The organism is Roseovarius tibetensis (genome assembly GCF_050896375.1).
In the GTDB taxonomy this organism is placed as follows: domain Bacteria; phylum Pseudomonadota; class Alphaproteobacteria; order Rhodobacterales; family Rhodobacteraceae; genus Roseovarius; species Roseovarius tibetensis.
Map to the genome: position 1 here is coordinate 1 of NZ_JBPBBB010000088.1, position 4,431 is coordinate 4,431.

The following is a 4,431-nucleotide window of genomic DNA, read 5'->3' on the forward strand; positions in this document are numbered from 1 at the left end:
CTCGACATGTATGTGAAGATCGGCGATCCGGACGGGGTCTTTCTGGCCTATATCGACGGGATCCTGCAAGTCGTGCACGAGGGCGTTCTCAAGCCGGGGACGTCGGAGCTCGTCGCATCGCTGCGCGTTGAGGGCTGTTCGGACCGGACCAACGATTTCTACAATGTGCCATGGGCCGAGCTGATCATCGCGGATGGTCCGACGCTCGGATTCAGGCTGCACACGCTGCCTCTGGTTTCCGACGGGACCCCCGCGGAGTTCGCGGGGTCGGTCGCCAGCATCTCCGGCATCGCGTTTTCGGATGTCGCGGATGCCATGGTCGCAAGCGCGGTCGGGCAGGCACATGTGTTCAATCTCGCCGACATGCCCGCGTTGCCCGCCGACACCACCATCTTCGGGGTGTCGTTCGTCGCGGCCGCGTTCAAGAGCGGAGCCTCTCCGGTGCAGCGTTTCGACGGCCGGGCCGGTGCAGCGCTTCTGGGAGCCCCTGTCGATATCGCTGACGCGCTCGGCGCTGTCCGGTTCTTCTGGGATGTGAACCCGGCAACCGGGGCCGCCTGGACGGCGTTGGAGATTGACGCGACGCAGTTCGGGCTCGAGGCGCTCGCGTGACCAACGATGCCGGCATCCGGAAATCAACGGCGTTCGTGGTGGCGGGTCAGGAAACCGACAGCAGATCCGCCGTTCGAAAAGCCACGGCCCATGTCGTCGAGGGTCTGGAAACTGAGGACAAATCCGCCATTCGAAAGTCCGCGGCGTTCGTGGTCGCAGGTCTGGCAACAGACACGACGTCGGCCGTCCGGAAGGCGTCGGGCCATGCGCTTGTTCGGGACATCTCGGACCTCTCGGGCGACATGTTCGGCTTCAAGGATCGGCCGGTCTACCGCGCCGGCACGGTCATGCCTTTTCTGGACTTCGGTGAGGGAGCTGGGTTCAGCGTCAACATTCCGCAGGCGCAGGCCGGCATCTGGACGCTGATGATTTACCGGCCGGACGACACGTTCACCGAGGACGTGATCCCGCTCTCGGCCGGGATCAATGCGCTCGCGCTATCCGGCACCGCCAATCAGGTGATGCTCTTTCCCGGGGCGCTGGACAGCGCGACGCGCGACCACATCCACGCGGTCGCGCGCAACCGCGCCGGCATGGGATGACGGCGGTCTGATCCGGCCGGCCTGGTGTCGGTGGCCTCCACCAAAACCCGCAGGACCCATCATAAGCATCAGCACAGGGAGGCACCATGTCCGAGCGCCAGAGCTTCACCGATCAGATCATCCAGGCGTTCCGGGATCATGGCGTGGCGGCCGCGATCGGCGTCTGGTTCACCTTCATCGGCGGGTTGGCCGTCGCGGTCACGCGCAAGGCATTTACCAACGAGGCGCTGCTGCACAAGCTCGAACAGGAGCTCGACGCCGAGCGCCTGCGCATCGAGAAGCGCCGCGACGAGGACCGGCGCGTCGATCACGACCGGCTCGAGCGCATCGAGCGCGACATCCACGACATGCGCAACCTGATGTTCGCCGCCTTCCAGCGCGGGCGCGAAGACTGAGCACCGCGCGTCAGGCGCGTCCAGCGTAGCGCGCGCACGGCACACCCGGACGCCTGGCGCTTCGCGACGCGCTCTTTCCGGTCTCACGACGCGCATTTCCGAAATCCGCCCACCACGCCCTGCTGCCCGTCCGGGCCGCGGGGTTGATCCCGTTTTATCACACTCCGAAGGAGCCTCTCATGTCCGACCCAATTCGCAGTTTCCGCCATTTCCGCGAGGTGCCCGAGCATCTCTGGCGCTGGCCCGACTTCTCGCCCGCCGAGATCGCCTGCCGCGGCACCGGCCAGCTCAAGCTGCACCCCGAAGCGCTCGACACCTTGCAGGCGCTGCGCGATCGGCTGGGCAAGCCGCTGATCATCAACTCGGCCTATCGCAGCCCCGAGCACAACCGCGCCGTGGATGGGGCGACGCACTCGAAACACATGGAGGGCACAGCCTTCGATATCTCCATGGCCAACCATGATCCGGAGTCTTTCGAACGAGCCGCGCGCGAGGTGGGGTTTCTGGGCTTCGGGACGTACCCCCGCTCGAACTTCATGCATGTCGATCTTGGGCCGGCACGGCAGTGGGGCGTGCCGTTCCCGCCGCGCGCGACGCCGTTTGCGCCCGAGACACCGCCCGCACGCGAAGTGCTGGCCGAGAGCCGGACGCTCAAGGGCACCGGGACGGCCGGCGTGGCTACCGCGGGGGCTGCCGGGGTCGAGGTCACGCAGGAGGTGCTGGCCGAGACGCAGGGCGCGGTCCTGCCGCTGGTGCCGTATCTCGACACCCTGCGATGGGTGTTCATCGTACTGGCGCTCGGCGGGATCGGTATCGCCGTCTGGGCGCGGGTGGATGACTGGCGCAAGGGGCGGCGCTGATGTGGGGCAAACTGCTTGCCGGGATTCTGGCCCGGCCATGGGCGCGGCGGCTGGCGGCTCTCGCGCTCGCCGCGCTCACCATCGTCCTTTTTCTTCTCAACCTCCGACGCAGCGGCGAGCGCGCGGGCCGCGCCGCCGAGCGGTTGGACATGCTGGAGCGCAATGATGCCGTGCGACGACAGATGCTACTTGCTGCCGCCAACCGCCCTCGTGATCGCGATACTGTTCTTGAGCGGTTGCGCGGGGGTCGCTTCTGACACCCCGCCCAGCGCCTGCCCGCCGGTGGTGGCGTACAGCCGGGCCGAGCAGGTGCGCGTGGCGGAAGAGCTGGCGGCGCTGCTGGAGGATGCGGTGATCGTGGAGTGGCTTGCGGATTATGCGGTGCTGCGCGACCAGGCGCGGGCCTGCACAGGCCGATGAGCTGGAACCGCCGTTCGGAATTGTGGCGCGGGCGCCCGGTTGCGGCTATTGTCGGGCGATGAAAAGGGACGACGAAAAGCGCATCGCGGCGAAGCTGGCCAGGATCATGGCCATGCTCTGCGTGCGCAACACGCATCTTGAGACCATCCATGCCGGCAAGACACCGATGACAAGAACCGGCGATTATTCGGACGTGTTTGTCGTGGATGCCGATGGCCGGCGAATTCCCTGGACGGACGTTTCGCATATCGATGAGGACGAAATGCGCGACCTGATGCGCGACATCGTCAACCGCCTGTACACATTCCATCTCTGCGCTGACGATCCCAAGCTTCAGGCGCAGATCGAGCGCTGGATGGGTGTCTCGTCGAAATGGGACGAGCCGGAAATCGACCCGAGTATGATCAGCCGCGGCGCTGAATAACGCTGCAATGCATCGACCGCGACCGCTGTGGTTTCGCCACCGAAGGCGCGGGCCTGTCATCACCCGCAGCAAACCCACTGATATTCAACTGGACTATGCGCGCCCATCGCGCCTGTTGTCGTCCTGACTGACGCAAGGAACGCCCGCCATGAACCCCAAACACCCAGACATCACCGTCGAACTTTCTGGCCATGACGGCAATGCCTTTTCCGTTCTCGGCCGCTGCCGCAAGGCGGCGCAGGAAGTCGGCCTGCCTGAGAATGAGATCGCCGCCTTCTTGGCTGAGGCCACGGTAGGCGATTATGACCATCTCCTGCAGATCGCCATGCGCTGGTTCGATATTCGCTGAGGACCTTCCTTCGCACGGTCCTGTGAGGCATCTCAATACAGGTTTCAGCAGCGCTCATGCCCTCACCCCGAGCCTTTCAGCTACGTCCTCAAAGCCCGGATCGGCGGCATAGATGCGCTCGAACTGTCGCCGCGCGCGGGCGCGCTGGCCGGTCTCGTGATAAAGCACCGCGCGGTCATAGCGGATCTGGTGCAGCAGTGCCTTTGGGCGATCCTTGCGGCGGCGGTTGGCCAGCGTGAACACATCGATGGCCGCATTTGGAAGACCAAGCGCGCCCAGCGCCTTGCCGCGGTAGAGCAGGATCGCCGTGTCGAGTGGGGTTTCGTTTTCGACATGGGTGCTGGCGCGTACCACCCTGTCCATCAGTACCCGGTCATCGGGCATATCGAGCGCAAGCTCGGCGAAAGACAGAAGCACCACCGGGTCGATGGGATCGATCGTCATGAGTCGCTCTGTATGCGCGAGCGCATCGCTAGAGTGGCCCTCAAGCTGCGCGATCTCGACCAGCGCCAGCCGCGTGCCACGCTCGCGCGGGAAAACATGCGCAAAGATATCCTCGGTGATCGGCAGGCTGGCCTGCGCGGCGATCTCGTATTTTTCAAACAGCGCACCCAGATCGTCGAGGCGGTTCAGCGCATTCTGGAAATGCGCCTTGGCGCGGTCAAACTCCTCACGGCGCAGGCGGATCATCCCGGCCATCCATGCGGCGTCTGGCAGATCGCGCGCTTCCTCCAGCGCAGCCAATGCAGCACCCTGCTCGCCCTCATTGAGAGCGCGGATGCCGTCGATGAAGCGCCGCTCCTCCGCCGGGGTGATCAGCCGCTGAAAG

Annotated in this window: 9 protein-coding genes; 8 read left to right on the top strand and 1 reads right to left on the bottom strand. The window is 65.3% G+C overall.

All coding sequences use genetic code 11. The annotated features are described in order from the left end of the window. The 8 genes from ACROSR_RS20165 to ACROSR_RS20200 form a co-directional block, all read left to right on the top strand. The coding region (locus tag ACROSR_RS20165) for a hypothetical protein (RefSeq protein WP_432687671.1) at nucleotides 1-612 on the top strand (612 nt) is incomplete at its 5' end. After that, the gene (locus tag ACROSR_RS20170; RefSeq protein ID WP_336419784.1) at nucleotides 609-1,154 is read left to right on the top strand and encodes a hypothetical protein; all 546 of its coding nucleotides are present in this window, start codon (nucleotides 609-611) and stop codon (nucleotides 1,152-1,154) included. The genes ACROSR_RS20165 and ACROSR_RS20170, both read left to right, overlap by 4 nt. A gap of 86 nt (nucleotides 1,155-1,240) precedes the next feature. Further along, on the top strand, nucleotides 1,241-1,549 hold the full coding sequence (locus ACROSR_RS20175) for a hypothetical protein (RefSeq protein WP_336419783.1): 309 nt from the start codon (nucleotides 1,241-1,243) through the stop codon (nucleotides 1,547-1,549). A gap of 179 nt (nucleotides 1,550-1,728) precedes the next feature. Continuing rightward, complete coding sequence (locus ACROSR_RS20180; protein WP_336419782.1) at nucleotides 1,729-2,409, top strand: YcbK family protein; 681 nt, start codon at nucleotides 1,729-1,731, stop codon at nucleotides 2,407-2,409. Further along, nucleotides 2,409-2,666: a hypothetical protein gene (locus ACROSR_RS20185; protein ID WP_336419781.1), complete on the top strand. Its 258-nt coding sequence runs from the start codon at nucleotides 2,409-2,411 to the stop codon at nucleotides 2,664-2,666. Before ACROSR_RS20180 ends, ACROSR_RS20185 begins: the two co-directional genes overlap by 1 nt. Before the next feature lie 28 nt (nucleotides 2,667-2,694). Continuing rightward, nucleotides 2,695-2,829, top strand: a complete 135-nt coding sequence (locus ACROSR_RS20190) for a hypothetical protein (protein WP_336419780.1) — start codon at nucleotides 2,695-2,697, stop codon at nucleotides 2,827-2,829. Between the two features lie 58 nt (nucleotides 2,830-2,887). Continuing rightward, the gene (locus ACROSR_RS20195) at nucleotides 2,888-3,253 is read left to right on the top strand and encodes a hypothetical protein (protein WP_432687672.1); all 366 of its coding nucleotides are present in this window, start codon (nucleotides 2,888-2,890) and stop codon (nucleotides 3,251-3,253) included. A 148-nt stretch (nucleotides 3,254-3,401) separates the two neighbouring features. After that, on the top strand, nucleotides 3,402-3,602 hold the full coding sequence (locus ACROSR_RS20200) for a hypothetical protein (protein ID WP_336419778.1): 201 nt from the start codon (nucleotides 3,402-3,404) through the stop codon (nucleotides 3,600-3,602). 54 nt (nucleotides 3,603-3,656) lie between these two features. Here ACROSR_RS20200 and ACROSR_RS20205 read toward each other — a convergent pair. Beyond that, on the bottom strand, nucleotides 3,657-4,431 hold a 775-nt coding region (locus tag ACROSR_RS20205), incomplete at its 5' end, for a tetratricopeptide repeat protein (RefSeq protein WP_432687673.1).

Excerpts from the sequence above, each read along its gene's own strand:
- ACROSR_RS20185 (WP_336419781.1), top strand. The coding sequence starts at position 2,409 with ATGTGGGGCAAACTGCTTGCCGGGATTCTGGCCCGGCCATGGGCGCGG.
- ACROSR_RS20180 (WP_336419782.1), top strand. The coding sequence starts at position 1,729 with ATGTCCGACCCAATTCGCAGTTTCCGCCATTTCCGCGAGGTGCCCGAG.
- ACROSR_RS20195 (WP_432687672.1), top strand. The coding sequence starts at position 2,888 with ATGAAAAGGGACGACGAAAAGCGCATCGCGGCGAAGCTGGCCAGGATC.
- ACROSR_RS20200 (WP_336419778.1), top strand. The coding sequence starts at position 3,402 with ATGAACCCCAAACACCCAGACATCACCGTCGAACTTTCTGGCCATGAC.
- ACROSR_RS20175 (WP_336419783.1), top strand. The coding sequence starts at position 1,241 with ATGTCCGAGCGCCAGAGCTTCACCGATCAGATCATCCAGGCGTTCCGG.